Annotated in this window: 6 protein-coding genes and 1 pseudogene; all 7 read right to left on the bottom strand. The window is 79.1% G+C overall.

Annotated features, from left to right (window positions below):
• Positions 1-804 (bottom strand): annotated as a pseudogene (locus E1284_RS38450) (hypothetical protein); the annotation flags it as partial.
• Positions 801-1,211 (bottom strand): hypothetical protein, encoded by a 411-nt coding sequence (locus tag E1284_RS38445; RefSeq protein ID WP_131945064.1) that lies wholly within the window; start codon positions 1,209-1,211, stop codon positions 801-803. The gene E1284_RS38445 and the pseudogene E1284_RS38450, both read right to left, overlap by 4 nt.
• Positions 1,208-2,347 (bottom strand): molybdopterin-dependent oxidoreductase, encoded by a 1,140-nt coding sequence (locus tag E1284_RS38440; protein ID WP_243715003.1) that lies wholly within the window; start codon positions 2,345-2,347, stop codon positions 1,208-1,210. Before E1284_RS38440 ends, E1284_RS38445 begins: the two co-directional genes overlap by 4 nt.
• Positions 2,344-2,961, bottom strand: a complete 618-nt coding sequence (locus E1284_RS38435; protein WP_131945062.1) for a methyltransferase domain-containing protein — start codon at positions 2,959-2,961, stop codon at positions 2,344-2,346. The genes E1284_RS38440 and E1284_RS38435 overlap by 4 nt, the downstream gene beginning before the upstream one ends.
• The gene (locus E1284_RS38430) at positions 2,958-3,608 is read right to left on the bottom strand and encodes a TIGR04282 family arsenosugar biosynthesis glycosyltransferase (RefSeq protein ID WP_207924203.1); all 651 of its coding nucleotides are present in this window, start codon (positions 3,606-3,608) and stop codon (positions 2,958-2,960) included. The genes E1284_RS38435 and E1284_RS38430 overlap by 4 nt, the downstream gene beginning before the upstream one ends.
• Positions 3,605-4,291 (bottom strand): glycosyltransferase family 2 protein, encoded by a 687-nt coding sequence (locus tag E1284_RS38425; RefSeq protein WP_207924202.1) that lies wholly within the window; start codon positions 4,289-4,291, stop codon positions 3,605-3,607. The genes E1284_RS38430 and E1284_RS38425 overlap by 4 nt, the downstream gene beginning before the upstream one ends.
• Positions 4,292-4,328: 37 nt before the next feature.
• Positions 4,329-4,886, bottom strand: a 558-nt coding sequence (locus E1284_RS38420) for an NAD-dependent epimerase/dehydratase family protein (RefSeq protein WP_131945061.1), incomplete at its 5' end; no start/stop codon positions are given.

Genomic DNA, 4,886 nt, shown 5'->3' with positions numbered 1-4,886 from the left:
GACCGCGCCCCTCGCACCGGCCCGTGCACCGGCCCGTGCGGCGGCGCGGCGGGCCGCCAGGGCGAGCAGCGCCGTCCCCCACGCGCCCACGGCCAGGAAGAACGCGTCCATCGCGGTCGCGATCCACACCGCCGGCGGCGCCAGCACCAGGAACGGCACGGCCGCGCGCGCCGCCCGCTCCCCCGCCAGGCACCCGACCGTGACCGCGATCGCGGCGGCGGCGGACGCGCCCGCCGCGATGATGGCCGCGGCCGCCCAGCCGGTGCCGCCGAGCCCGGCCCGCTCCAGCGCCCACAGCAGCAGCGTCGGCAGCGGCGGATGCCCACGCACGTGCGTGGTGTAGCCGGCGAGCCGGTCGGTGAAGGTCCGCAGCCACTCCAGCGGGTCGGGGCGGACCTGCGCCAGGCCCGCCGGGTACTCGGTGGGCGCGTCCAGCGGCGCCGCGAGCGCGCCCAGGCCGTCGCTCGCCGCGAGCGCCATCGCCCACGCGGCCGAGCCCGCCCACGCCAGCGGCGGCAAAGCCCGCCACGGCAGCCGCGCCGCGAGCGGGGGCAGCGCCGCCACGGCCGCCGCCGCGAACACCGCCGCGGGCAGCAGCTGCCAGGTCAGCGGCACCGCCCGGGCCCGCGCGTGCAACGGGGGCAGCCGGTCCTCGGTCGCCAGGCCGGCGCGCCGCAGGTACCCGCCCACCGCGAACGCCGCCGCGATCCCGGCCGCCCACACCGCGACCGCGACCCACCCGGTGCGGCGGCGGGCCCGCCGCCGCACCGTCCCCGCCGGGGACCGCTCGCCGGTGAGGGTCACCGCTCCGGCCCCCTGCGGCGGCCGGCGATGAAGCGCGCGGCGGCCGCGGCGGCGGCGAGCGCCGCGATGGCCGCCACGACGATCGCGAGGTTGCGGCCGTAGGGCAGCGGCAGCCGCGACGGCTCGTCGGCGCGGCGCCCGTACCCGAGGACGAGCGGCAGCGCGACCGCCGTGACGCATGCGGCGGTGACGAGCGCGGCCCGCGCGATGCGCCGGTAGCGTCCCGGCAGCCGCCCGGTCGCCACGCCGGCGGCCAGGACCAGCGGGACCAGGACGGCGTCGTGCAGCACCGCCGGCCCGGCGAACCACGCCGCCCACCGCGCGGCCGGGACGTCGCCGATGACGCCGCGCAGCCCGAGGCCGATGAGCGCCAGGCCCGCCCCGTAGGCCAGGACCCGGGCGGTCACGACACCACCAGCCGGTGCACCCATTTGGTCTGCATGACCCCGGGCCGGTTCGGTGCGATCAGCCGGCAGGGGCTGCCGTGGTCGAGGGCGAGGGGCGCGCCGTTCATGCCGAGGGCCAGCAGGGTCAGCGGGTCGTGCCAGTGCGGCGGGTCGACCCGCGAGGCGCGGTAGCGGCCGCCGCGTTCCAGCGACTCCACCCGCACCCGGGCGCCGCTGCCGGCGCCGGCCAGGCGCAGGACGTCCCGCAGCCGGACGCCGTGCCAGGTGGCCTCCACGCTCCAGCCCTCCACGCAGGAGATCGGCAGCCGCGCGGTGTGCTGCGGCAGGGCGCGCAGGTCGGCCAGGGACAGGGTGACCTCGCGGGCGACGCGGCCGGTCACGGTGAGCCGCCAGCCCGGGTCCTGGGCCGCGGCGGTGACGCCGGTCGCGGCGGCCGACTTGTTGACCGGGACGTCCTGCGGCCCGGTGCCGGGCCGGCGGGGCGCCAGCACCGCGAGCCGCGCGAGCGGCGTGACCGCCTCCCCCACCGTGGTGAGGACGATGGCGCCGCTCGCGGCGGCGACGGTGAGCAGGAGCCCGCGGCGGCCCACCGCGTCCTGCGGGCGGGTCATCACGGCCCGGCGCGCCTTGGCGCCCTCGTTGGCGATGTGGATGAGCAGCGCCCCGGCGAGGATGTAGGCCGTCCAGTAGTGCGCGGTGGTGAAGAAGAACCGGAACGGGTACCAGTAGGCGATGTTCAGCACGCCGGTGACGAACTGGAACAGCGCCGCGCCGACCAGGACGAACACCAGCAGCCGCCGCACGGCGTGGCCGATCGAGCGGACCGGCGGCCACTGCCACAGCCTGGGGTAGACCGTCCAGAGTTTGGCCAGCAGCAGCGGCACCGTTGCCAGGCCGCCGATGACGTGGACGCCCTGGGTGACCCGGTACAGGTTCACCGGGCGCGACGGCCAGCTCATCCACCCGGCCGGCTGCTGCATGAAGTGGGAGACCAGCCCGGTCCCGAACGAGACCGCGACGGCCGCGCCGAGGGCGATGCCGAGCAGGGACGCGGTCCGCTCGTCGTGGAGGCGGCTGGTGAACCGCCCCGGCAGCGTGGTGACCAGCGCGGGCGGTTTCAAGAGTGCCGGTTTCAAGAATGCAGGGCGACGAACCATCGTCCGGCCTCCTCCCACAGTTCGGTGACGGTGGCGGCGCAGGCGGCGGCGAGCGCGGCGGCGGCGTCGGCGGACACGTGCGCCCAGGGGAACCATTCGCCGACCGAGGGCCCCGACCGCAGCCGCAGCGGTTCGACGCGGGCCCCTGTCCCGGGCGGGCCGACCTCGATCAGGACGCGGCCGCCGGGGGCGAGCAGCGCCAGGACGCGGCGCAGCAGGGCGGTCGGGTCGCCGCCGATGCCGATGTTGCCGTCGGCGAGCAGCACGGTCCGCCAGCGGCCGGTGCCGGGGACGCGGCCGAACACGTCCCGGCACAGGGCGGGCCCGCCGGCGGCGGTCGTCAGCGCGACCGCGGCGGGCGCCAGGTCGATGCCGAGGACGGGCAGGCCGCGGCGGGCGAGCGCCACGGTGAGGCGCCCGGGCCCCGACCCGACGTCCAGGGTGGCGCCCCGGCAGCGGTCCAGCAGGCCGCCGTCGCCGGGCCGGGCCGACAGCCAGTCCTGCAGCGGCAGCGGGCGGCGGCGGCCGTCGGCGTGCTCGATCTCGACGGGGCCGCGGCCCCGCAGCGCCTCCTCGTACAGTTCGCCGATCATGCCGGGACGCTCCCGGCGCGCAGGCCGCGCAGCGCGGCGGCGAACCGCCCGCCGGGCGCCGCCGCGGCGGCGGCGCGGGCGTCGGCGGGGGTGTCGACGTCGGTGAGGCGCGGCGCGAACCCGGTGCGCAGCCGGGCGGCGCGCAGCCGCGCGAGCAGCACCGCGCCGGTGTAGGACCGCGACATCGGGACGCCGCGCAGCAGCCGCGCGTCGGGGCGGCGCAGCCCGAGCAGCCAGAACCCGCCGTCGGAGGCGGGCCCGACGACCGCGTCGCCGCGGCCCAGTCCGCGGGCGGCGCGGGCGAGCAGCGCGGGGGTGACCTGCGGGGTGTCCATCCCGATCAGGACGAGGGGGCGGCCGGCCCAGGCGTCGTCGAACGCGGCGGCCAGCCGCTCGTCCAGTCCGGCGCCGCGCTGGCCGATGACGGTGAACCCGCCCGGCAGCCACGGGCCGGGCGCGCCGTCGAGCGCGAGGGTCCGGCGGCCGGCCGGGGCGGCGGCGACGGCGGTGAGGGTGTCGCGCAGGGACGCCTCGGCGAGCGCGGCGGCCTCGCACGGGGTGTAGGCGGGGGTCAGGCGGGTCTTGACCCTTCCCGGGACGGGCTCTTTGGCGATCACGATCAGGTCGGCGGGGCTCGCGGTTCTCACGGGGCGACCTCCGCCAGGACGCGGCGCATGTCGCGGACGGCGCGGACCGTCCCGCCGAGGGTGCCGGTGACCTTCGAGGTGCCGGTGCGGGGCCGGTAGGCGACGTCGATCTCGCCGATCCGCCAGCCGGCGCGGGCGGCGCGCAGCACCATCTCCAGCGGGTAGCCGAACCGGCGGTCGCGCAGGCCGAGGGCGAGCAGGTCGGCGCGGCGGGCGGCGCGCATGGGGCCGAGGTCGTGCAGGCGGGTGCCGGCGCGGCGGTTCAGCGACCGGGCCAGGACGGCGTTGCCGAGGCGGGCGTGCGGCGGCCAGGCGCCGCGCCCGGTCGGCCGCCGCCGCCCCAGCACCAGCGCCGGCCCGCCGCCCGCCGCCGGCCCGGACGACCGGGTGAGGCCGGTGAGGGCGGCGGCCAGCCGGGGCAGTTCGGCGGGGTCGAGGGAGGCGTCGGCGTCCATGACGCACACGACCTCGGTGCGGGCGGCCAGCAGCCCGGCGTGGCAGGCGGCGCCGAAGCCGCGGTCGGCGGCCGGGACGACGCGGGCGCCGTGCCGGGCGGCGACGGCGGCGGAGCCGTCGGTGGAGGCGTTGTCGACCACCAGGGGCCGGAACCCCTCGGGCATCCGGGTCAGCACCCAGGGCAGGGCCTCGGCCTCGTTGAGGCACGGGAGAACGACATCGATCACGGGTCCGACGCTACTTTCGGTGACGGGTGGGCAACCCTTACGAACTGGTGACGGGCGTCCGGGCGAACTCGGCCATGCCGTCGGCGAACGCCACCGCCGGGGCGAAGCCCAGCTCGCGGCGGGCGCGGTCGGGGCGGGCGACGATGTGGCGGACGTCCCCGAGCCGGTAGCCGCCGGTGACGCGGGGGGCGGGGCCGCCGGCGGCCGCGGCGAGCGCGTCCGCCATCGCGCCGATGGTGCGGGGCTCGCCGCTGGCGATGTTGTAGGCGCGCAGCCCGCCGGGCCGCGGCGGCCCGGCGGCGGCCCGCTCCAGCGCCAGCACGTTGGCGCGGGCGACGTCGCGGACGTGGACGAAGTCGCGGCGCTGCCCGCCGTCCTCGAACACCAGTGGCGCCTCGCCGTTCAGCAGCCGGGACCGGAAGATCGCGGCGACGCCCGCGTAGGGGGTGTCGCGCGGCATCCGCGGCCCGTACACGTTGTGGTAGCGCAGCGCGGCGGCCGTCCCGCCGGTCGCGCGCGCCCACGAGGCGGCCAGGTGCTCCTGGGCGAGCTTGGTGTCGGCGTAGACGTTGCGGGGGCCGGGCGGGGCGTCCTC

Origin of the sequence: Actinomadura bangladeshensis, assembly GCF_004348335.1 — a bacterium.
GTDB lineage: Bacteria > Actinomycetota > Actinomycetes > Streptosporangiales > Streptosporangiaceae > Spirillospora > Spirillospora bangladeshensis.
The sequence above is the reverse complement of the archived record's forward strand: the minus strand, read 5'-3'. Positions and strand labels throughout refer to the sequence as shown.